Origin of the sequence: Sphingomonas sp. BK235 (genome assembly GCF_004345855.1) — a bacterium.
In the GTDB taxonomy this organism is placed as follows: Bacteria; Pseudomonadota; Alphaproteobacteria; order Sphingomonadales; family Sphingomonadaceae; genus Sphingomonas.
This window is the reverse complement of the sequence record NZ_SLXN01000002.1, coordinates 419,205-440,701: the sequence shown is the minus strand read 5'-3', so window position 1 is coordinate 440,701 and position 21,497 is coordinate 419,205. Positions and strand designations below refer to the sequence as shown.

The 21,497-nt window shown below is 70.9% G+C and carries 15 protein-coding genes; 9 read left to right on the top strand and 6 right to left on the bottom strand.

Features of this window, described 5'->3' with window-relative positions:
• The first annotated feature begins 182 nt into the window (after positions 1 to 182).
• Positions 183 to 2,123 (top strand): CocE/NonD family hydrolase, encoded by a 1,941-nt coding sequence (locus EV292_RS07620; protein ID WP_132908596.1) that lies wholly within the window; start codon positions 183 to 185, stop codon positions 2,121 to 2,123.
• Between the two features lie 22 nt (positions 2,124 to 2,145).
• Here EV292_RS07620 and EV292_RS07615 read toward each other — a convergent pair whose 3' ends face one another.
• The 3 genes from EV292_RS07615 to EV292_RS07605 form a co-directional block, all read right to left on the bottom strand.
• A complete protein-coding gene (locus EV292_RS07615) occupies positions 2,146 to 2,334 on the bottom strand; it encodes a hypothetical protein (RefSeq protein WP_132908595.1) in 189 nt (62 codons plus the stop codon).
• A 234-nt stretch (positions 2,335 to 2,568) separates the two neighbouring features.
• The gene (locus tag EV292_RS07610) at positions 2,569 to 3,003 is read right to left on the bottom strand and encodes an NIPSNAP family protein (protein WP_132908594.1); all 435 of its coding nucleotides are present in this window, start codon (positions 3,001 to 3,003) and stop codon (positions 2,569 to 2,571) included.
• 81 nt (positions 3,004 to 3,084) lie between these two features.
• Positions 3,085 to 4,107, bottom strand: a complete 1,023-nt coding sequence (locus EV292_RS07605) for a serine hydrolase (protein WP_132908593.1) — start codon at positions 4,105 to 4,107, stop codon at positions 3,085 to 3,087.
• Between the two features lie 351 nt (positions 4,108 to 4,458).
• Here EV292_RS07605 and EV292_RS07600 point away from each other — a divergent pair, with 351 nt between their 5' ends.
• The 6 genes from EV292_RS07600 to EV292_RS07575 all read left to right on the top strand — a co-directional run bounded on the left by EV292_RS07600 (position 4,459) and on the right by EV292_RS07575 (position 15,047).
• On the top strand, positions 4,459 to 6,534 hold the full coding sequence (locus EV292_RS07600) for a M13-type metalloendopeptidase (RefSeq protein WP_132908592.1): 2,076 nt from the start codon (positions 4,459 to 4,461) through the stop codon (positions 6,532 to 6,534).
• Positions 6,535 to 6,666: 132 nt separating this feature from the next.
• Positions 6,667 to 8,982 (top strand): TonB-dependent receptor, encoded by a 2,316-nt coding sequence (locus EV292_RS07595; protein WP_132908591.1) that lies wholly within the window; start codon positions 6,667 to 6,669, stop codon positions 8,980 to 8,982.
• Between the two features lie 2 nt (positions 8,983 to 8,984).
• Positions 8,985 to 10,535 carry a sulfatase gene (locus EV292_RS07590; RefSeq protein WP_132908590.1) on the top strand — a complete coding sequence of 517 codons (1,551 nt, stop codon included), beginning with the start codon at positions 8,985 to 8,987 and terminating at the stop codon, positions 10,533 to 10,535.
• Between the two features lie 89 nt (positions 10,536 to 10,624).
• Positions 10,625 to 12,277 (top strand): MFS transporter, encoded by a 1,653-nt coding sequence (locus EV292_RS07585; RefSeq protein ID WP_207913368.1) that lies wholly within the window; start codon positions 10,625 to 10,627, stop codon positions 12,275 to 12,277.
• Positions 12,274 to 13,425: an HlyD family secretion protein gene (locus tag EV292_RS07580; protein ID WP_132908589.1), complete on the top strand. Its 1,152-nt coding sequence runs from the start codon at positions 12,274 to 12,276 to the stop codon at positions 13,423 to 13,425. Before EV292_RS07585 ends, EV292_RS07580 begins: the two co-directional genes overlap by 4 nt.
• 260 nt (positions 13,426 to 13,685) lie before the next feature.
• Positions 13,686 to 15,047, top strand: coding sequence for an efflux transporter outer membrane subunit (locus EV292_RS07575; protein ID WP_243693678.1), 1,362 nt, complete (start codon positions 13,686 to 13,688; stop codon positions 15,045 to 15,047).
• Between the two features lie 23 nt (positions 15,048 to 15,070).
• Here the strand turns inward: EV292_RS07575 and EV292_RS07570 are convergent, their stop codons facing one another.
• Both EV292_RS07570 and EV292_RS07565 read right to left on the bottom strand, forming a co-directional pair.
• Positions 15,071 to 16,036, bottom strand: coding sequence for a hypothetical protein (locus tag EV292_RS07570; protein ID WP_132908588.1), 966 nt, complete (start codon positions 16,034 to 16,036; stop codon positions 15,071 to 15,073).
• A complete protein-coding gene (locus EV292_RS07565; protein WP_132908587.1) occupies positions 16,033 to 16,821 on the bottom strand; it encodes a glycosyltransferase family A protein in 789 nt (262 codons plus the stop codon). The genes EV292_RS07570 and EV292_RS07565 overlap by 4 nt, the downstream gene beginning before the upstream one ends.
• Before the next feature lie 73 nt (positions 16,822 to 16,894).
• On the opposite strand from EV292_RS07565, the gene EV292_RS07560 reads away from it, so the two are divergent.
• Positions 16,895 to 17,956: a glycosyltransferase gene (locus tag EV292_RS07560; RefSeq protein WP_132908586.1), complete on the top strand. Its 1,062-nt coding sequence runs from the start codon at positions 16,895 to 16,897 to the stop codon at positions 17,954 to 17,956.
• A complete protein-coding gene (locus tag EV292_RS07555) occupies positions 17,953 to 18,729 on the top strand; it encodes a glycosyltransferase family 2 protein (RefSeq protein WP_243693656.1) in 777 nt (258 codons plus the stop codon). Before EV292_RS07560 ends, EV292_RS07555 begins: the two co-directional genes overlap by 4 nt.
• Positions 18,730 to 18,888: 159 nt before the next feature.
• Here EV292_RS07555 and clpB read toward each other — a convergent pair whose 3' ends face one another.
• Entirely contained in the window at positions 18,889 to 21,468 is a 2,580-nt protein-coding gene (clpB, locus tag EV292_RS07550) for an ATP-dependent chaperone ClpB (protein WP_132908584.1), read from the bottom strand.
• Between the last annotated feature and the right edge of the window lie 29 nt (positions 21,469 to 21,497).

The window sequence follows — 21,497 nt, the reverse complement described above, 5'->3', positions numbered from 1 at the left end:
ACCTATTGTGACGGCGCATCGAATAGCATGTCGCGCGAGGCTGCCAAGGGCGCCGCTCCCGCTTGGTCGTGGGCCTGCCACCCGACGGCTCAGCGCGCCGCGGCGCGGGTCGGTGACGCGGGGTGGCGGGCGCGGTGGAAGGTGCGCTTGACCGCGCGCGCGCCGCCCGGCACCTCCCGTGCATGATCGCTCGCGCCGCCCCGCTCACCCGCCGCTCCGCCCCGCTCGCGCTCGCCGCGGCGTTGTTGCTCCCCGCCGCGCTCAGCGCGCAGCGCGCCCCCACCGACACGATGGCGAACGAGCAGGTCGACCGCTACGACTGGGTCCGCCCCGAGGCCGATTACGTCCGCCGCACCGAGATGGTGCCGATGCGCGACGGCACGCGGCTGTACACCGTGATCGTCTATCGCAAGGGCGCGCGGGACGCGCCGATCCTGCTCAGCCGCACGCCCTATGACGCCGACAAGGCGACCAGCCGCAACCGCAGCCAGCATATCGAGGAGATCCTGCCCGTCGCCGACGCCGAGTTCGTCGATGACGGGTATATCCGCGTCTACCAGGACGTGCGCGGGCTGGGGAAATCCGAGGGCGATTACGTGATGAACCGCCCGCTGCGCGGGCCGCTCAACCCCACCAAGGTCGATCACGCCACCGACGCCTATGACACGATCGACTGGCTGGTGAAGAACGTGCGCGAGAGCAACGGCAAGGTCGGCATCACCGGCTCGTCGTATCTCGGCTTCACCTCGCTGATGGCGCTGATCGACCCGCATCCCGCGCTCAAGGCGGCGGTGCCGCAGAGCCCGATGGTCGACGGCTGGATGGGCGACGACTGGTTCCACAATGGCGCCTTCCGCACCTTCGGCTTCGACTATGATCTAGGGCAGACGGTGAAATCGGGCGGGGGCGCGGTGCCGAAGGGCGGCGGCGACGAATATGCCGCCTATCTCGCCGCCGGCTCGGCGGGCGATTACGCGCGCCATTATGGCCTGCTCGACCTGCCGGTGGTGCGCAAGGTGCTCGAGCATCCGAGCTATGATTCCTGGTGGCAGGGGCAGGCGGTCGACAAATTGCTCGGCGCGCGCAAGCTGACCGTGCCGACCATGCTCGTCGTCGGCCAATGGGATCAGGAGGACAGCTACGGCGCCCCCGCGGTCTATCAGGCGCTGGAAGGACAGGATCCGGACAATCGGCTGGTCAGCCTGGTGATCGGGCCGTGGCGCCACTCGCAGGTCAATTATGAGGCGCGCGAGCTCGGCCCGCTGAAGTGGGAGGGCGACACCGGCCGGCAGTTCCGCACGCGCTGGATGAAGCCGTTCCTCGACTGCCACCTCAAGACCACGCCGGCGCCGTGCGACACGCCGCCCGTGCTCACCTACGCCACCGGCGAGGACCGCTGGGAAGTGTCGCCGCGCTGGCCCGCGGGGCAGTACAGGCCGCTGTATCTCGCAGGCGGCGCGTCGCTGTCGTGGCAGAAGCCCGCGGCGGGGAGCGACAGCTATGTCTCGGACCCGGCCAAGCCGGTGCCGATGCTGCCGCGGCCGATCCATATGCAGGGCGAGGAGTGGCGCACCTGGCTGGTCCACGACCAGCGCTTCGTCGACGGTCGCCCCGACGTGCTGAGCTACACCGGCGCGGTGCTCGACCGCCCGGTCCACATCAAGGGCGCGCCGAAGGTCGACCTGCGCGCCGCGACGACCGGGCGCGACGGCGACTTCGTGGTGAAGCTGATCGACGTCTATCCGGAAGAGAACAGCGCCAACCCGGCGATGGCGGGCTATCAGCTCGCGCTCGGGATCGAGATCTTCCGCGGTCGCTACGTGAACGGCTTCGCCACGCCGGCGGCGCTGACGCCGGGCAAGACCTATAAGTTCGACTGGTCGCTGCCCAACGTCGACCATGTCTTCCTGCCGGGGCACCGCATCATGGTGCAGGTGCAGTCGTCGCTGTTCCCGCTCTACGATCGCAACCCGCAGAGCTGGGTGCCGTCGATCATGGACGCGCGCCCACGCGATTACGTGAAGGCGACGCAGACGGTGCGCTGGGGCGGCGATGCGGCGAGCGCGGTGTGGCTGCCGGTCGCGGCCGACTCACCCGCGGGGGCGGCGACCGCGGCGAACTGAGCGCCGCGGCCACCGGGGCGCGTCAGCCGCGCCCGCGCAGCGTGTTGAGCACCGCGAGCGCGGCGACGCCGACGAAGGCCGCGCTGGTCCACGGCCGCTCCTTGGCGAAGCCGCGCGCCTTCTCGGTCAGCGGCGCGTCGCCGCCGAAATGCGTCTTGAGCGAGTCGGTGAGCGCGGTCTTCTTGTTCGACGTGGTGGCGGTGTCGGCCATGCGTATGTCTCCTGCTGGATGCGGGGGCACAACGAACGACGCGCGATGCGGTGCCGTTGGCGCGCGATAGCGGCGGCGCGGGCGTGATCCTCCCCGCGAGCGGGGACGGGGACCGCTCGCCGAAGGCGAGTGGTGGTGGGGGCTCTCCACCGAACGCAGCGTCTGCGGAAATCCCCCTCCACCAGCCTGCGGCTGGTCCCCCTCCCCGCCTCGCGGAGAGGATCTGAATGTCCTCTACTTCAGCCGCAGCGGCGGCGAATAATCGGTCATGCTCATGAACACGCTGTCGACCTTGGCGACGATCTTGCCATTGACCTCGCTCGCGGCGGCGACCTTCTGCCACTCGGGGTCGGCACCGAACGCCTTCCAGTCGGCGTCGCGCGCGGCGCGGTCGGGGTAGGCGAGCACGTAGACGACGCGCCCCTCGGGATAGTCGGCGCTGGGCAGCTCGTTCCAATAGGCCACGTTGGTCATGCCGTGGCGCTGGAAGATTCCCAGCGTGTGCTCGCGGAAGCGCGTGTTGAGCGCCGCCATCTTGCCCGGCGCGGGATAATAAGTGCGCAGCTCGTAGAGCGCGGTGCGCGGGTCGAGCGCCGCCTTGGGCGCGGCGGCGGTCAGCGCCAGCGGCGCGAGCAGGGCGAGGGTGAGCGCGATCAGGGCAGGACGCATGCGGCGGGTCTCCGGACGATGAGGCCGCAGGCTGCGCCGGATTGCGTCGTCGCGCCAGTGACTCGGATCAACCGTACAGCTTCATCCGTGCGCGCGCACCACCGCGCGCGTGACGTCACCCATCAGTCGCAGCCGCACGCGCAGCGGCGCGCGGGTGCGCGCGATCAGCACCGCCACCGCATAGCGATGCCCGTCCGGCGCGGTCAGCAGCCCGACGTCGTTGGTGCCCGTCGCGGTGCCCGCCAGCTCCTGCCCGGTGCCGGTCTTGTGCGCGAGCGTCCAGCCGCGCCCCAGCCCCGAGCGCAGCCGCAGCGGGCCGGTACGGCTCGCGCGCATCAGCGCCAGCATCCGCGCGGTCGATGCCTTGCTCAGCAGCCGTCCCTGCGCCAGCCGCGCCAGCCCGAGCGTGACACCGTCCGCCGAGGCACCGTCGGGCGGGCTGGCGACGTAGCGGTCGAGCGCGCGGCGCCGCGCGGCGAGGCTCAGCCGCGCCCGCGCGCGCAGGAAACCGTCGCCGCCGGCCCAGGAGTCGCGCCACGTCAGCCCGGCGGTGCGCGCCTGGAGCAGCCGCTCGCCCGGACCGAAGGTGACGCCGCTGATTCCCTTGCGCGTCAGCGTTCGCCGCACCGCGGCGGGGCCGCCGACCTGGCGCAGCAGCACGTCGTTGCAGGTGTTGTCGCTGCGCGTCAGCGCGCAGTCGAGCAGGCCGGCGATCGTGATGCGCAGCCCGCCCGCGCCGACGCGCGCGCGGATCGGCTGGTGGAACAGCGTGAGGTCCGCGCGCCGCACCGTCACGGTCTTGCGCAGGCTGAGCGTGCCGCGATCGATCGCGTCAAAGGTGGCGAGCGCGACCCACAATTTGCTCACGCTCTGCTGTGGCCGGCGCGTGCCGCTTTGCCACGAGACGGTCCAGCCGCGCTCGACGTCGCGCACCGAGATGCCGACCGCGCCGGGGAAGCGCTGACCGAGCGCCTCCACCGCGTTGAGCAGCCGCGCGGGCGGCTGCGGGCGCACCGCGCCGCGGTCGCGCGCCGCGGCCGGGGTGGCCGGCGCGGCCAGCGCGAACGCGGCGAGCAGCGGGGCGATCAGGCGGTGGGGGGACATGGCTGCGGCGACCTCATTCTCACGACCACGGCGCCTGGCTCAGGCGGGTAAGGCGCCGACTTCTCTCCATCGTCATCCCGGCCCCGCGCCGGGATCCATGCGTCCGCGCACCGATCGGCCGCAACTTCCGCGGCACCATGGATGCCGGGTCAAGCCCGGCATGACGGGCGCGAGGGCGGCGCGCACGATCGAACAGGCCCGCCTTAACCGCGTCACGCGAGAAGGGAAGCACTGGCCGGCCCAGCACGGCCGATGCGACCCCGGCAGCAGCACTGGCCTATTGCCTCCCCCGGCGGCACGTGCCACCCCCTGTTCATACCAAAAGTTACTATTCTGCCCGGAGACGATCCCGTGACCCTGAAGAGCGTGCTGCTGGCGGCGACCGCCGGCCTCGTCCTCGCCGCCCCCGCGCTGAGCCGCGACCAGTCCGCCCCCGCGCCCACCGCCGCCCCCGCACCCGACGCGGGCGCGACCCGCTACGGCGCCTGGGGCTTCGACCTCACCGGCATGGACCGCAGCGTCCGCCCCGGCGACGACTGGTTCCGCTTCGTCAACGGCGCCTGGGTGGCGCGGACGCAGATTCCGGCGGACCGCTCCTCCTACGGCGCCTTCGCGGTGCTGCGCGAGCTGTCCGAGCAGCGGCTGCGCGCGCTGATCACCGGCTATAGCGCGAGCGACACCGCGCATCCCGACCGCGCCAAGGCGGCGCTGCTCTACACCGGCTTCATGGACACCGCCGCGGCCGAGCGCACCGATGCCGCGCCGCTGACCGAGCGGCTGCGGCCGATCGCCGCGGCGGCGAGCAAGGATGATATCGCGCGGCTGATGGGGCACTCGGTCGGCGGCTTCGGCGCCAGCTTCGTCAGCGCCGGGGTGGGCGACGACGCCAAGCAGCCCGAAATCTACGCGCTCTACCTGCGCCAGTCGGGGCTCGGCCTCGGCGACCGCGAATTGTACCTCGATCCCAAGTTCGCGCCGCAGGTGGCGCGCTACCGCCAATATGTCGCGCAGATGCTGACGATGGCGAACTGGCCCGACGCCGCCGCCGCGGCGGAGCGCGTGGTCGACATGGAGACCAAGCTCGCCCAGACGCACTGGACCCGCGCCGAGAGCCGCAACCGCGACAAGACCTACAATCCGATGACGCTCGCCGAGCTGAAGGCGCAGGCGCCGGGCTTCGCGTGGGACGCTTACTGGCAGGCCGCCGGGCTCGGCGCGGCGGAGCGCGCGATCGTCGCGCAGAACACGGCCTTCCCCAAGATCGCCGCGCTGTTCGCCGCGACCGATCTCGCCACGCTCAAGGCCTGGGCGGCGTTCCGCACGGCGGACGACGTCGCACCGTTGCTGTCGCGCCGCTTCGTCGACGCCGAGTTCGACTTCCGCTCCAAGTTCCTCAACGGCCAGCCGCAGCAGCGCGAGCGCTGGAAGCGCGCGGTGGGCTTCACCGAGAAGGCGATCGGCGAGGGCATCGGCCGCGACTATGTCGCGCTCTACTTCCCGCCCGAGTCGAAGGCGAAGATGGACACACTGGTCGGCAATTTGCGCGTCGCGCTCGCCGGGCGGATCAGGAACCTCGCCTGGATGAGCCCCGCCACCAAGACGCAGGCGCTCGACAAGTTGCAGGGCTTCACCGTCAAGGTCGGCTACCCCTCGAAGTGGCGCGACTATAGCGGGCTGGAGGTGCGCGCGGGCGACCTCGTCGGCAATGCCGAGCGCGCCACCCGCTTCGAGTGGGACTATGACCGCGCCCGCATCGCGCGCCCGGTCGACAAGGCCGAGTGGGGCATGACGCCGCAGACGGTGAACGCTTACTACAGCTCGGTGAAGAACGAGATCGTCTTTCCCGCCGCGATCCTCCAGCCGCCCTTCTTCGATCCCCAGGCCGACGACGCGATCAATTATGGCGGCATCGGCGGCGTGATCGGCCATGAGATCAGCCACGGCTTCGACGACCAGGGCCGCAAGTCGGACGGCCGCGGCGTGCTGCGCGACTGGTGGACCGCCGAGGACGCGACCAAGTTCGAGGCGCAGGCGGCGCGGCTCGGGGCGCAATACGAGGCCTACACCTTCCCCGGCCTGCCCGGCGTCCATATCAACGGGCGCGCCTCGATGGGCGAGAATATCGGCGACCTCGGCGGCGTGCTGATCTCGCTCGACGCCTATCACGCCTCGCTCGGCGGCAAGCGCGCGCCGGTGATCGACGGCTTCACCGGCGACCAGCGCTTCTTCCTCGGCTGGGGGCAGGTGTGGCGGACGCTCTTCCGCGACGAGGCGCTGCGCCAGCAGCTCGTCAGCGACCCGCACTCGCCGGGGCAGATCCGCGCGGTCAACCCGCTGCGCAACGTCGACGCCTGGTATGCGGCATGGAAGATCGATCCGTCGCAGAAGCAATATGTCGCGCCGGCGGACCGCGTGCGGATCTGGTGAGACGGGCGCGGCCGTCCTCCGGGCAGGGCGGCCGCGCCTGATAGCAGCGATGCGCGCGGGGGCATGACGATCTTTATTCCCCATGGGGATAGTCGGCAATAACAAGGGTCTCACCGAAATGGGGGAGATTCTATGTACCGCCGCTGCCTGATCGCGCTGACGACCACCACCGCCGCGCTCGCGCTGGCGCTCCCCGCCCGCGCGCAGCAGGTGCCCGCCGAGCCCGCGCCCGCCCGCGAGGAGGGGCGCCCCGCGCCGGCCGAGGGCGACGTCGTCGTCACCGCGCGCTTCCGCGACGAGTCGCTCCAGCAGGTGCCGATCGCGATCACCGCGCTCAGCGGCGCCTCGCTGGCGGAGCGCCAGCTCAACAACGTCCAGGCGATCACCGCGGCGATCCCCTCGGTCAACTTCCGCACCGGCGCGTCGAACAAGGACCGCACGATCTTCATCCGCGGCGTCGGCACGATCACCACCTCGCCCGGGGTCGAGCCCTCGGTCTCGACCGTGCTCGACGGCGTGGTGCTGACGCGCCCGGGCCAGGCGACGCTCGATCTCGGCGAGGTCGAGCGGATCGAGGTGCTGCGCGGGCCGCAGGGGACGCTGTTCGGCAAGAACGCCTCGGCCGGCGTGGTCAACATCGTCACGCGCGATCCCGGCGACAGTTTCGCCGCCTTCGGCGAGCTCGGCGCCACCACCGACGAGGAGTATCGCGTCAAGGCGGGCGTGTCGGGGCCGCTGATCCCAGGCAAGCTCGCCGCGCTGATCGGCGGCCTCTACGACGATTTCGACGGCAACACGCGCAACGTCGTGACCGGCAACGACACCAACGCCTCGCGCCGCTACGGCGTGCGCGCCAAGCTGGTGGCGACGCCGACCGAGACGCTCAAGCTCACCGCGATCGGCGACTATCTCAACACCAAGGAGACGGTCGCGGCGGTCTATTCCTCCGCCAGCCAGATCGCTTACCCCAGCCGCGCGGTGACGACCTCGGCGCCGCTGCTCGCCGCGCTCGGCGCGCAGGGGATCACCCCTTCGCCGACCAACCGCGCCAACGCGACCGATATCGACACCGACGTGCGCGACGAGAATTACGGCGGCTCGCTCACCGCCGAGCTCGGGCTGGGCGACTATCAGGTCACCTCGATCACCGCGTGGCGCCAATGGCTCAACCACCAGCGCCAGGACTATGATGGGCTCACCGGCCTGAGCACCGCCTTCCCGCAGGGGCTCGACGACGGCAATGTGAACAGCAAGCAATTCTCGCAGGAGCTGCGGCTCACCTCGCCGCGCGGCGGGCTGATCGACTATGTCGTCGGCGCCTATTACCTGCGCGGCGAGACCGACGAGCGCTACCAGCGCACGCTCACCACGCTGACCGCGGGCGCGCCGCTCACCACCGTCGGCGTCGCCAACTACGGGATCACCAGCCACAATTACGCGCTGTTCGGCGAGGCCAACGTCAATTTCAGCGCGGCCTTCCGCGCCATCGCGGGCTATCGCTCGACCTGGGACACGCTCGACTTCTACCACGTCCGCACGTCGAGTAACGATCCCACCAACAGCGGTGCCGCCGCGCTCGATCGCCCCGCGATTCGCGCCTATCACAATGCGACCGGCGAGACCGACCGGCGCGGCGACAGCTACCGGCTCGGGCTCCAGCTCGATCTCGGCGCGCGCGCGCAGACCTATTTCACCTACTCGCGCGGCTACAAGGGTCCGGCGTACAACGTCTATTTCAACATGCGCTCGCTCAACGCGACGACCCTGCTGGACGAGCTGCCGCTCAGCCCCGAGACGAGCGACTCGTTCGAGATCGGGCTCAAGGGCAGCACCGCCGACCGCGCGCTGAGCTACAGCCTCGCTGCCTATACCACGACGTTCGACGGCTATCAGGCCAACTTCAACGACGTCGTCAATGGCGCGCAGGTCACCCGGCTGATCAACGCCGGCTCGGTGCGCTCGCGCGGGGTCGAGGCCGACGTGACGCTGCGCCCGACCGCGGGGCTGACGGTCGACCTCTCCGGCGCCTTCACCGACGCGACGGTGCGCGACTTCCTCTGCCCGCCCGGCGCGCCGACCAGCTGCAACATCAACGGCCAGCCGCTCCCCTTCGCGCCGCGCGTCAAGCTGTACGAGAATGCCGCCTATCGCTTCGCGCTGAGCGACTCGCTGTCGATGGAGCTGCAGAGCGACGTCAGCTTCAGCTCGAAGACTCAATATTCGCTCAACCAGACGCCGAGCACGATCCAGCCTGCCTATGCGATCTGGAACGCCAGCGTCGCGCTGATCCGCCCCGGCGACGGCTGGCAGCTGCGCGCCTACGTCAAGAACATCACCGACCAATCCTATGCCAGCTTCCTCGCCAACGGCTCGTTCGCGGGCACGGTGCGATTCGTGCCGCGCGACGATCGGCGCTATGCCGGGCTGCTGCTGCGCAAGGATTTCTGACGATGGCGGAGGATACGAGCCGGCGCGGCGTGCTGCTGGCGGGGACCGGCGGCGCATTCGGTCTGTACAGCTGGGCGGCGGGCGCGGCGGAGGCGGCGACGCCCGCGCCGCGCCGCTCGCGCCGGCTCGCGCGCGTGCCGGGCGCCCGCCCGCGCAACATCCTGTTCGTGCTCACCGACGACCATCGCTACGACGCGATGGGCTTCATGAAGGCGCAGGACTTCGGCGACACCCCGACGCTCGACCGGCTGGCGCGCGAGGGGACGCATTTCCGCAACGCCTTCGTCACCACCGCTTTGTGCTCGCCGAGCGGCGCCTCGATCTTCACCGGCCTCTACGCGCACCAGCACAAGGTGGTCGACAACAACCACCCGATCCCGCCCGGGCTGGTCTATTATCCCGAATACCTCCAGGCCGCGGGCTACGACACCGCCTTCATCGGCAAGTGGCACATGGGCGAGGAGGGCGACTCGCCCCAGCCCGGCTTCGACCGCTGGGTCAGCTTCCGCGGCCAGGGCAGCTACCTGCCCGAGGCGAACGGGCTCAACGTCGACGGGCGCAAGGTGCCGCAGAAGGGCTATATCACCGACGAGCTGACCGACTATGCGCTCGACTGGCTCGGCGAGCGGCCCACGGGCAAGCCGTGGATGATGCACCTCGCGCACAAGGCGGTGCATTCCGAGTTCATCCCGGCCGAGCGCCACAAGGGCCGCTACGACAAGGAGACCTTCCGCTACCCGGCGTCGATGAAGCCGGGTGTGACGGGGCGGCCGATGTGGGTCGAGAACCAGCGCAACAGCTGGCACGGCGTCGGCTATCCCTATCACGGCACGCTCGACATCGGCGACTATTACAAGCGCTACATGGAGACATTGCTCGCGGTCGACGAGGGGCTGGCGCGGATCATGGACCTGCTCGAGCGCCGCGGCGAGCTCGATGACACTTTGATCCTCTACATGGGCGACAACGGCTTCATGTTCGGCGAGCATGGGCTGATCGACAAGCGCGCCGCCTATGAGGAATCGATGCGCGTGCCCATGCTGGCGCGCTGCCCGTCGCTGTTCCCCGCAGGCAGCGTGGTGGATCAGGTGGTCGCCAACATCGACGTCGCGCCGACGATGCTCGCCGCCGCCGGGCTGCGCGCGCCCGCGGACATGGCGGGCGCGAACATGCTGCCGCTGGCGCGCGGCGGCGCGGTGCCGTGGCGGCGCGAGCTGCTCTACGAATATTATTGGGAGCGCAACTTTCCGCAGACCCCGACCGTCCACGCGCTCCGCGAGGATCGGTACAAGTACATGCACTTCCACGGCATCTGGGACCTGGACGAGCTGTACGACCTCGCCGCCGACCCGCACGAGAGCGACAATCTGCTCGCGCGCCCGGGCCACGAGGATTTGGCGGCGCGAATGAGTGCCAAGCTGTTCGAGCTGCTCGAGACGACCGGCGGCATGGCGATCCCGCTCAGCGCCGACGCTGGCGTGCGCAACGACCTGCGCGATCCCAGGGGACCGCGTCAGGCGCCCTTCCCGCCCGGCTTCTTCCGCAGTCCCTGATCGCCCACTCCCGCGCTTTCCCGCGCGAGGTCCATGACTTGCCGACATGGATCGGTGACAAGCCACCGCCCGCGCGCGTAGACAGCGGCATGGTGGTGCTGACGCGACTGCGCGAGTTCGTGAGCGAGGAACGGTGGGAGTTCGCCCCGCACGAACGCCCCGTCATGCCCGGTTCGCCCGGCTCGCCCGACCATCCGCTGCCGCGCCGCGTCGCTTACGCGCTGGTGGCGATCCTGGTCGGGCTCACCGGCGGGTTCGGCAACGCGCTGGTGGCGGCCAACACGACGACGCTGGCGGGCGCGCTGGGCCTCGACCCGTCGGAGATCGCCTGGCTGCCGACCGTCTATGTGATGACCAACGTCAGCATCAACCTGCTGCTGATCAAGTTCCGCCAGCAGTTCGGGCTGCGCCCCTTCGCCTTGCTGTTCATCGGCATCTATGTCGCGGTGACGTTCGCGCACCTGTTCGTCCACGGCTTCGCCTCGGCGATCCTGGTGCGCGCGGCGAGCGGACTGGCGGCGGCGCCGCTCTCCACCTTCGCGCTCTATTATTTCATGCAGGCGTTCCCCGCGAGATGGCGGCTGCGCGCGATCGTGCTCGGGATCGGCGCACCGCAATGCGCGACCCCGTTGGCACGTCTGTTCTCGCCCGAGCTGCTGGCGATGAGCCAGTGGCGTACGCTGTATCTGTTCGAGCTGGGGCTGGCGGCGCTCAGCCTCGCCGCGGTGATCGTGGTGCGGCTGCCCCCGACGACGCGCCAGCCCGCGTTCGAGCGGCTCGATTTCGTCACCTTCACGCTCTACGCCGCGGCGATGGCGCTGTTCGCCGCGGTGCTGGGGCTCGGGCGCTACGTGTGGTGGACCGAGGCGCGCTGGATCGGCTGGGCGCTGCTCGCCGCCATCCCGATGCTGGCGGCCGCCTTGGTGATCGAGCATCATCGCGCCAACCCGCTGATCAACACGCGCTGGCTCGGCAGCGCGGACATCCTGCGCTTCGCGGTGGTGACGCTGATGGCGCGGCTGGTGCTGTCGGAACAGACCTATGGCGCGGTCGGGCTGTTGACGGTGCTGGGGCAGAACAACGACCAGCTCGGCGCCTTCTTCACGATCATCTTCCTCGCCACCGTGGCCGGTTTCGTCGTCAGCGCGTTGACGCTGAATGTCGAGAAACTGGCGCATCCGGTGATGCTCGCGATCGGGCTGGTGGCGGTCGCGGCCTGGGTCGACTCGGACGCGACCAGCCTAACGCGCGCGCCCCAGCTCTACGCCACCCAGGCGGTGATCGCCTTCGCCGGCGCCTTCTTCCTCGGCCCGTCGCTGTTGTTCGGCATGACGCGCGCGCTGCAACAGGGGACGGGACACGTCATCAGCTTCATCGCGCTGTTCGGCGTGCTCAACTCGATCGGCAGCCTGGCCGGATCGGCGATCCTGGGCACCTATCAGATCGTCCGGGAGAAGGCGAACAGCGCCGCGCTGGTGCAGGCGATCGATCCGACCGATCCCCAGACACAGGCGCGGCTCCAGGCGGGGGCGAGCGGGGTGGCGCGCGTCATCGGCGATCCCGGGCTGCGATCGGCCGAGGGCGGCGCCTTGCTGTCACAGGCCGTGACGCGCGAGGCCAACGTGCTCGCCTATGACGACATGTTCCGGCTGATCGCGGTGCTCGCCGCGCTCACCTTCCTGTACCTCCTGTTCCTGCTGCTGCGCCGCGAATGGCGCGCGCGCCGACCGAGTGAAGCATGACCGATCCCCGTTCGCCCGTCGCCCCCGGCCCCGTCACCGAGGAGCGCGCCGCGGCGGCCAGCGTCGCCGCCACCGCGCCGACGGGGTCGGGCTGGCGCCCACCGCGCCTGTCGCGCTTCGCCACCGGGCTGATCGTGCTGCTCGCGCTCGCGGGGATCGCGGCGGTGCTCGCGGCGTGGCGGATGTGGCCTTTCACCAGCGACTATGAGTCGACCGACAATGCGTATGTCCGCGGCCGGACCACCGTGATCGCGCCGCAGGTGTCGGGCTATGTCGAGCAGGTGCTGGTGCGCGACTTCGCCACGGTCCGCGCCGGCCAGCCGCTGGTGGTGGTGGATCAGCGCATCTACCGCCAGCGCGTCCAGCAGGCCGAGGCGCAGGTCGAGAATGCCGAGGCGACGCTGGCCAACAGCGTTCAGGCCGCGGCGAGCCGGCAGGCCAGCTTCGGCGGGCAGGAGGCGGCGCTGGCCGACGCGCGCGCGCAGCTGCTCCGTGCGCGCGCGGACATGAACCGCGTCGACGATCTCGTCACCGACGGGTCGGTGAGCCTGCGCGAGCGCGACCAGACGCTCGCCGCGCTGCGCCAGGCCGAGGCGAAACTGGCGCAGGCGCAGGCCGCGCGCGAGATCGCGCGGCAGGATATCCGCACCGTCGAGGTCGGGCGCGGCGGACAGCAGGCCGGCGTCTCCGGCGCGCGCGCGGCGCTGCGGCTGGCGCGGATCGATCTGGCGAACACCGTGGTGCGCGCGCCCGAGGCCGGACGGCTGAGCGAGGTCGGCGTGCGCGTCGGCCAATATGTCACCGCCGGGTCGCAGCTGATGTTCCTGGTGCCCGACGAGACCTGGGTGATCGCCAATTACAAGGAGGCGCAGACCGCGCGGATCGCGGTGGGACAGCGCGCCAGCTTCACCGTCGACGCGCTCGCCAACGCGCGGCTGACCGGCCGGGTGGAGCGGATCTCGCCTGCGGCGGGGAGCGAGTTCGCGGTGCTCAAGTCGGACAATGCGACGGGCAATTTCACCAAGGTGCCGCAGCGGATCGCGGTGCGTCTCCGGATCGACCCGGGCCAGCGGCTCGCGGCGCGACTGCGCCCGGGCATGTCGGTACAGGCACGCGTCGACACCACCGGTACGCCGTCGCCGCGATGAGGCGGTCGGCGACCCCGGTGACGGACGAAGGCGATGTCGGTTGCGGCACCGAAGCGTCGCGCCTCACCTCGCCGTCATCCCGTGCTTGGTCCGGGATCCACCGTGCCGCGAACCTGCCGGCCGGCGCGTGCGCGGACGGGTGGATCCCGGAACAAGTCCGGGATGACGGCAGGGGTGTGGAAAAGCGCGTCGGACTCACCGGCGTGCCGTCCGCGCGCCGCCCCGCCCGCACCCTCCGCGCGCTCCTCCTCCCGCTCCTTCTGGCCGGTTGCGCGCTGCCCGGTCCGCGCCGCGCCGCGCCGCCCGACGCCACCGTGGCGCCGCCGCCGGCGTGGCGCAGCGCACTGGCCGCGCCCGATGCCGCACCGGTGAGCGCGGCATGGTGGCAGGGCTTCGGCGACCCGGTGCTGACCGCGCTGGTCGAGCGCGCGCTCGCCAACAATCTCGACGTCCTCACCGCCGCGGCACGGATCGAGGAAGCGCGCGCCGCGGAGGCGCTGGCGCGCGCACAACTGCTCCCCCAGGTCGGCGGCAGCGTGCCCGAGACGCAGGGCCAGTCGATCAGCGCGCTGGGCACCACCGCGCGCGCCGCCGCGGTGCAGCCGGGGGTGACGCTGAGCTACGACCTCGACCTGTTCGGCCGGCTGCGCCAGGCGAGTCGCGCGGCGCGCGCCCAGCTGCTCGCCACCGCCGCGGCGCGCGACACGGTGCGGCTCGCCACCGCGGCGAGCACCGCGACGGTCTATGTCACGCTGCGCGCGCTCGACCAGCGGCTCGCGATCGCGCGCCAGACGCTCGCGGCGCGCGCCGAGGCGCTGCGGATCGCGCGGCGGCGCTACGAGACCGGCTATTCCTCGCGGCTGGAGTATCGCCAGGCGCAGGCGGAATATGCCGCCACGCAGCAGCTCGTCCCCGCCGCCAAGCTGGCGATCGCGCGGCAGGAGAATGCGCTGGCGCTGCTCACCGGCGACTCGCCGCGCGCGGTCGCGCGCGGGGTCGCGCTCGACCGGCTCGTCGCGCCGCCGCTGCCCGGCGGGCTTCCCGCGCAGTTGCTGCGCCGCCGCCCCGACCTGTTCCAGGCCGAGCAGACCCTGGTCGCGGCCGACCGCACGCTCGACAGCCAGCGCGCCGCGATGCTGCCCAATCTGTCGCTGACGGGGGCGGGGAACCTCGTGCTGTCGACCGCGCTGTCGCAGCCCGAGCTGATCTTCTCGCTTGGCACCAGCGTGCTCGGGCCGATCTTCGACGGCGGGCGGCTGCGCGCGCAGGAGCGCGTCGCGACCGCGCGGCGCGATCAGGCCGCCTATGGCTATCGTCGCGCCGCGCTGGTGGCGTTCCGCGAGGTGGACGACGCGCTCGCCGGCGTGCGCCGCACCGGCGAACAGGCCGACGCGCTGGCGGCGCAGGCGGCGGCGTCGCGCGGCGCGCTGGAGAATGCTACCAACCGCTATCGCGCGGGCTATTCGGCCTATATCGAGCAGCTCGACGCGCAGCGGACGTTGCTCACCGCGGACTTGTCGCTGGTGCAGGCGCGCGCCGACCGGCTGACCAGCTATGTCGCTCTGTTTCAGGCGATGGGCGGCGGCTGGACCCCGGCCGAGGTGGCGGCGGTGGCGCGATAGGCCGCACCGCACGCGCGCCGTTGCTAGCGCGCCTGCTCCGCCGCTGCATCCTCCGGCGCGACGGCGGATTGCGGCCACAGCGCGGTGAGCAGGTAGAAGACGAGGTTGCTCCCCTGGCTCAGCGCGCCGCCGGCGAGCAGCAGCCCCGCCATCGCCTCGCGCGGGCCGTTGATCGCGCCGCTCATCTCCAGCCCGGCGCTCAGGAACAGCAGGTCGCGGTTGGGTACGATCGGCAGCCGCGAGATCACCATCTGCGCGGTGAGGAACACCAGCCACACGTTCCACGGCTCCTGCGGCAGCACCACCGCCCATTGCGTCGCCTGGAGCAGCACCACAAGCACGATCCGCGCGACATGGATCCCCAGCACGCGCGCGGCGAGCGGCAGCGGCATGGCGATCAGCTGGCGCCGCAACCGGAACAGCAGCGGCACCAGCAGCACCGCCCCGACCGCGCCCGCGATCAGCAGCGCCGGGCCGGGATCGAGCCATGCCGCGATCCGCCGTCCGCTCCCCGCCGCGGCGAAGCCGATCAGCAGCAGCAGCGTCACGCTCCCCGACGCGACCGCCGACAGGATCGCATTGTCCTTCAGCCCGATGGCGATCGTCTTGCCGCTCAGCCCGATCACGCGCTTGAGCCATACGAACAGGTACAGCTCGCCCGAATAGCCGACCAGCGCGCTGTTGAGGATGCGCTTGCGCACCAGCACGGGCAGGCTGCCCGGCAGCGGTCGCGCGAAAATGAGGCGGTACACCGCCATCTCCGACGCGGGCAGCACCAGGAAAGCGACCACGAACAGCACGTAGAACAAGGGAGCGGTCGGCAGCGACCGCGCCACCTCGCGCCAGCCGATCGCGTTCACCTTGAGCGCCATCCAGGCGATCATGCCCGCGAAGAACAGCACACGCGCCGCCACGCCGAGCCGCCGGACCCACGGCCGCTCGCCCCAGGTCCGCCACCCGCCGGCGGGTGGCGCGCCGCGGTCGCTCAAAACAGCCCCAGCGCGCGCGACTGCGCGACATAAAGGTCGAACGCGTCGCGCTGCGCGGCGCTGAGCCGGAAGGCTGAATAGCGTTCGGTGGTGCCGGTCAGCTGCCGCAGCCGCCACTCGACGATCTGCGCCGGCCGCAACGCCAGACGGCGCTCGAAATGATGGCGGTCCCAGGTGTTGCGGCCGTGGAAGCAGCGGATCAGCAGGTGCGCGTCCTGCTGCCGGATCAGCGCGGTGCCGAGCCGTCGCCAGGCGTCGCGATAGGTGCTGTCTTCCCCTTTGCGCTCGCTGGGATAGCGGATGTCGTCGCGGCGGCGATGCAGGATCGTGCTCGGCGCGCCGCCCTTGAACCAGCCGAGATAGGGCCGATCGATCCAGGCGGGATCGTCGAGGTGCATCAGCGTCGCCTCACCCCAGACCGCCGCCTTGTCGCCGAGCGCGTCGACCGAATGCGACAGTCGATGCGGCGCGAACCAATCGTCGTCGTCCCATTGCGCGATCAGCTCGCCGCGCGCGAGGTCGAGCGACAGGTTGCGCAGCTCGCCCAGCGTCGTCGCTGGCTGCCGGTCGAGCCGGTGATACACCACCCGGTCTGCGGGGATGTCGCGCAGGATCGGCGCATAATCCTCCTCGCCGTCGTCGACGATGATCAGCTCGCGGTTGGAATAATCCTGCGCCAGGAAGCAGCCGACGGAGCGCTGGGCCAGCGCGCGCCGGTCGGCGGTGACCATCAGGCAGGAGACGCGCGGCCCGTCATCGGCGAAGTGGAAAAGGGAGCTGGTCACGAGATGAGGAACCTAGCCTTCGCGGCGCACCCCGACTAACCCACCGGTCGATCGCTGGGCCGGAGAAGAGTTCATGGCGCGCATCGTCTTCGTTCTGACCTATCCGGCGTATCACGGACTGTCCGGTTCAACCGAGTGGCTGAGCTGGGACAATCGCGACAGCCGCCTGCCCGCGCTCCTAGCTTCGATGGGGGCGGATGTCGAGTTTTGGGCGGTGGGGGAAGAGACCCGCACCTTGCTGTCCGACCCGCGTCGCGGCACGCCCTATCCGGTGCGCCTGTTCGCCGCCGACGATCGCCGCGGCCGGTCGCGCGATCATGTCAGCAGCGCGTTGAACGCGGCCGCGCGCGACGATCCGGCCGACCTGTTCGTGTTGATCGGGGTCGACGGCGGCGTCGGCTACAAGCTCTACGATCAGGTGCTGCGGCCGCGGACGCGGCGCTACGCGATCATCCTGGGCGGCGGGCATTGGAGCAGGCTCGTGCCGCGCGCGGCGTTCATCTTCCTGGAAAGCCCGGTCCAGGGCCGGCGGCTGACGCGGCCGCCGTTCTGGCGACGGGCCTATCCCGCGGCCAGGACGCAGCTCGTCGGCCAGATCATCGACTTCGACGTCTGGAAGCCGATCGCGGCGGAACCGACCTACGACCTGATCGCGGCGAGCCGGCTGGTGCCGTACAAGAGCTTCGACGAGATCGGTCGCTTGTCGCCCCGCTTTCGCGTCGCGGTGGCGGGCGACGGGCCGCAGCGCGACGCGCTGCGCGCGCGCTATCCCCATATCGCGTGGCTCGGGCAGGTCGATCGTGCGGAGATGCCTGCGCTGCTCGCCCGCGCGCGCGTCTTCTTCCATGCGGGCCGCCGCGATTATCTGCCCCGCGCGATCATCGAGGCGATGGCGTGCGGGAAGCCGGTGGTGGGCTTCCGCGGCTCGTTCGACGATTATGCCATCCCCGAGCGCTGCGGTCTGCTGGTGGAGGATCGCGATTACGCCGCGCGGGTGGCGGAGCTGCTGGCCGATCCCGAGCGTATCGAGCGCATGGGACAGGCGGCACGCGATCATGTGATCGCCGCGCACGGCCCCGCGACCAGCCGCGCGGTATGCGCGACGCTGATGCGGCTGGCGGAGAGGGGCGCATGAGATGGACCGTCGTGATCGCTTACTACAACGAGCAGGCCTATCTCGCCGACACGCTCGCCAGCCTGGCGGCGCAGACGCTGCGGCCGTTCCGGCTGGTGCTGGTCGACAATGGCTCGACCGACAGGTCCGCCGCGATCGCGCGGGCCGCCGTGATCGACGGGGTGGAGATCGTGCATCTCGACGAGAAGCGCCCGGGCAAGATCGTCGCGCTCGAACGCGCGATGGCGGCGATCACCACCGAGTTCGTCGCGTTCGGCGACGCCGACACCTTCTACCCGCCGCATTATCTGGCGACGGCGCAGGCCGCCTTCGATGCGGACGGGGGGGTGGTCGCGGCGATGGCGACCGACGTGCCGCGTGACTCGGCGAAGGCGCGACGCAAGCGGCGGCACAACCAGATCGTGAGCCGGCTGTGGCCCAGGCAGACCCACACCGGCGGCTTCGGCCAGACCTTCCGCACCGCCGCGTTGGTCGCGGCGGGGGGCTATGCCGAGCGCCACTGGCCCTATGTGCTGATGGACCACGAGATCATGCAGCGCGTGGTGCAGCAGGGACGCGTGGTCTACCCCTACGATCTGTGGTGCGTGCCGTCGGATCGCCGCGACGATCGTCGGCGGGTGCGGTGGACGCTGGCGGAACGGCTGCTCTACCATTTCACACCGGCAGCGGCGAAGGACTGGTATTTCTACCGCTTCTTAGGTCCGCGGCTGGCGCGGCGGAAGCTGAGCCACCTCAACCTGCGCGAGAAGACATGGGAGAGCGCGACGCCCTGATCCGCCCCGCTCGCGGGAAGGTGGCGGCGCGCAGCGCCGACGGAGGGGGCTTCCCGCGAACGAGCCGGCTCGTGAGCGGAGAGCCCCCACCACCGCGCTAACGCGCGGCGGTCCCCTCTCCGTAGCGGGGAGGATCTGGCTCAGGAAAGACTCAGCCCCTCACGCCACCGCGAGCGCCAGCTTCCCGTCGCCCTCGTCGACCCGCACCGTCGCGCCGTCTTTCACCTCGCCGCGCAGGATCAGCTCGGCGAGCGGGTCCTGGAGGTGGCGCTGCACCGCGCGCTTGAGCGGTCGCGCGCCATACACCGGGTCATAGCCGACCCGCCCGAGCCACGCCCGCGCCGCGTCCGTCAGCTCCAGCGACACCTTGCGCTCCGCCAGCAGCTTGCCGACGCGGCCGACCTGGATGTCGACGATCGGCCCCATGTGCGCCTGCCCCAGCCGGTGGAACAGGATCACCTCGTCGAGCCGGTTGAGGAACTCGGGCCGGAAGTGCGCGCGCACCACCTCCATCACCTGCGGCTCGACCGCCTCGACCGGCTGGCCCTCGTCGAGGTTGGCCAGATACTGGCTGCCCAGGTTCGAGGTGAGGATGATCAGCGTGTTCGAGAAGTCGACCGTGCGGCCCTGCCCGTCGGTCAGCCGCCCGTCGTCGAGCACCTGAAGCAGCACGTTGAACACGTCGCCGTGCGCCTTCTCCACCTCGTCGAACAGCACGACCTGATAGGGCCGGCGCCGCACCGCCTCGGTGAGCACGCCGCCCTCCTCATAGCCGACATAGCCCGGCGGCGCGCCGATCAGCCGCGCCACCGCGTGCTTCTCCATGAACTCGCTCATGTCGATCCGCACCATCGCGGAGGGATCGTCGAACAGGAACTCGGCGAGCGCCTTGGTCAGCTCGGTCTTGCCGACGCCGGTCGGCCCGAGGAACAGGAAGCTGCCCAGCGGCCGGTTCGGGTCCTGCAGGCCCGCGCGCGCGCGCCGCACCGCGGTGGAGACCGCGCGCACCGCCTCGGCCTGGCCGATCACGCGCTTCCCCAACACCTCCTCCATGCGGAGCAGCTTCTCGCGTTCGCCCTCGAGCATGCGGTCGACCGGCACGCCGGTCCAGCGGCTGACCACCCCGGCGATGTCGTCGGCGGTGACCTCCTCGCGCAGCATCGCGCCCTGCGTGGCGCCAGCCGCCTCGGCGAGCTGCTTCTCCAGCGCGGGAATGCGCCCGTAGGAGAGCTCGCCCGCCTTGGCGAGATCGCCCTGGCGCTGCGCCTGTTCCAGCTCGAGCCGCGCGGCGTCGAGCTGCTCCTTGAGCTTGGCCTCGCCCGCGATCTTGTCCTTCTCGGCCTGCCAGCGCGCGGTCAGCTCGGCGGACTGCTGCTCGAGGTTGGCGAGCTCGTCCTCGAGGGTCTCCAGCCGGTCGAGGCTGGCGGCGTCGGTCTCGCGCTTGAGCCCCTCGCGCTCGATCTTGAGGCGGAGGATGCGGCGATCGAGCGACTCGATCTCCTCGGGCTTGCTCTCCACCTCCATGCGGATGCGACTGGCGGCCTCGTCCATCAGGTCGATCGCCTTGTCGGGCAGGAAGCGGTCGGTGATGTAGCGGTTCGACAGGGTCGCCGCCGAGACCAGAGCGCCGTCGGTGATGCGCACGCCGTGGTGCAGCTCGTATTTCTCCTTGAGCCCGCGCAGGATCGAGATCGTGTCCTCGACCGTGGGCTCGCCGACGAAGACGGGCTGGAAGCGCCGCTGCAACGCCGGGTCCTTCTCGACGTGCTTGCGATATTCGTCGAGCGTGGTGGCGCCGACGCAGTGGAGCTCGCCGCGCGCCAGCGCGGGCTTGAGCAGATTGCCCGCGTCCATCGCGCCCTCGGACTTACCCGCGCCGATCAGCGTGTGCATCTCGTCGATGAAGAGGATGATCGCGCCTTCCGCGGCCTTGACCTCGTCGATCACGCCCTTGAGCCGCTCCTCGAACTCGCCGCGATATTTCGCGCCCGCGATCAGCGAGCCCATGTCGAGCGCCATCAGAATCTTGTCCTTGAGCCCGTCGGGCACGTCGCCGTTGGCGATGCGCAGCGCGAGCCCCTCGACGATCGCGGTCTTGCCGACGCCGGGCTCGCCGATCAGCACCGGGTTGTTCTTGGTGCGGCGCGCCAGCACCTGGATGGTGCGGCGGATCTCCTCGTCGCGGCCGATCACGGGGTCGAGCTTGCCCGCGCGCGCCGCCTCGGTGAGGTCGCGCGCGAACTTCTTGAGCGCGTCGTAGCGGTCCTCGGCACCGGCGGTGTCGGCGGTGCGGCCGCCGCGCAGCTGGTTGATCGCCTGGTTGAGCGCCTCGGGCTTCGCCCCCGCGGCCTGGAGCGCCTTGCCCGCGGCGGTGTTGAGGCTCAGCGCCAGCGCGACGAGCAGCCGCTCGACGGTGACATAGCTGTCGCCCGCCTTCTGGGCGATCTGCTCGGCCTGGTCGAGCACGCGCACCGCGTCGTTGGAGAGTCCGGGCGAAGACTGCGCGCCCGGGCCGGAGACCGACGGCAACTTGGACAGCGCGAGGTCGGTCTCGGCAACCGCGCGGCGCGCGTCGCCGCCGGCGGCCTTGATCAGGCCGGCGGCCATGCCCTGCTCGTCCTCGAGCAGCGCCTTGAGGAGATGTTCGGGCGCGATCTGCTGGTGGCTCATGCGGATCGCGACGGTCTGCGCCGACTGGAGGAAGCCCTTGGCGCGATCAGTGAATTTCTCGAGGTTCATCGTGACGCCCTGTTGTTCTGGGGCGCAAG

What these genes read in the sequence shown, in the direction of transcription:
- EV292_RS07610 (WP_132908594.1), bottom strand. Translation starts at nt 3,003, where the DNA reads ATGCGTCCTGCCCTGATCGCGCTCACCCTCGCCCTGCTCGCGCCGCTG.
- EV292_RS07585 (WP_207913368.1), top strand. Translation starts at nt 10,625, where the DNA reads ATGGTGGTGCTGACGCGACTGCGCGAGTTCGTGAGCGAGGAACGGTGG.
- EV292_RS07605 (WP_132908593.1), bottom strand. Translation starts at nt 4,107, where the DNA reads ATGTCCCCCCACCGCCTGATCGCCCCGCTGCTCGCCGCGTTCGCGCTG.
- EV292_RS07620 (WP_132908596.1), top strand. Translation starts at nt 183, where the DNA reads ATGATCGCTCGCGCCGCCCCGCTCACCCGCCGCTCCGCCCCGCTCGCG.
- EV292_RS07555 (WP_243693656.1), top strand. Translation starts at nt 17,953, where the DNA reads ATGAGATGGACCGTCGTGATCGCTTACTACAACGAGCAGGCCTATCTC.
- clpB (WP_132908584.1), bottom strand. Translation starts at nt 21,468, where the DNA reads ATGAACCTCGAGAAATTCACTGATCGCGCCAAGGGCTTCCTCCAGTCG.
- EV292_RS07595 (WP_132908591.1), top strand. Translation starts at nt 6,667, where the DNA reads ATGTACCGCCGCTGCCTGATCGCGCTGACGACCACCACCGCCGCGCTC.
- EV292_RS07615 (WP_132908595.1), bottom strand. Translation starts at nt 2,334, where the DNA reads ATGGCCGACACCGCCACCACGTCGAACAAGAAGACCGCGCTCACCGAC.
- EV292_RS07580 (WP_132908589.1), top strand. Translation starts at nt 12,274, where the DNA reads ATGACCGATCCCCGTTCGCCCGTCGCCCCCGGCCCCGTCACCGAGGAG.
- EV292_RS07560 (WP_132908586.1), top strand. Translation starts at nt 16,895, where the DNA reads ATGGCGCGCATCGTCTTCGTTCTGACCTATCCGGCGTATCACGGACTG.
- EV292_RS07590 (WP_132908590.1), top strand. Translation starts at nt 8,985, where the DNA reads ATGGCGGAGGATACGAGCCGGCGCGGCGTGCTGCTGGCGGGGACCGGC.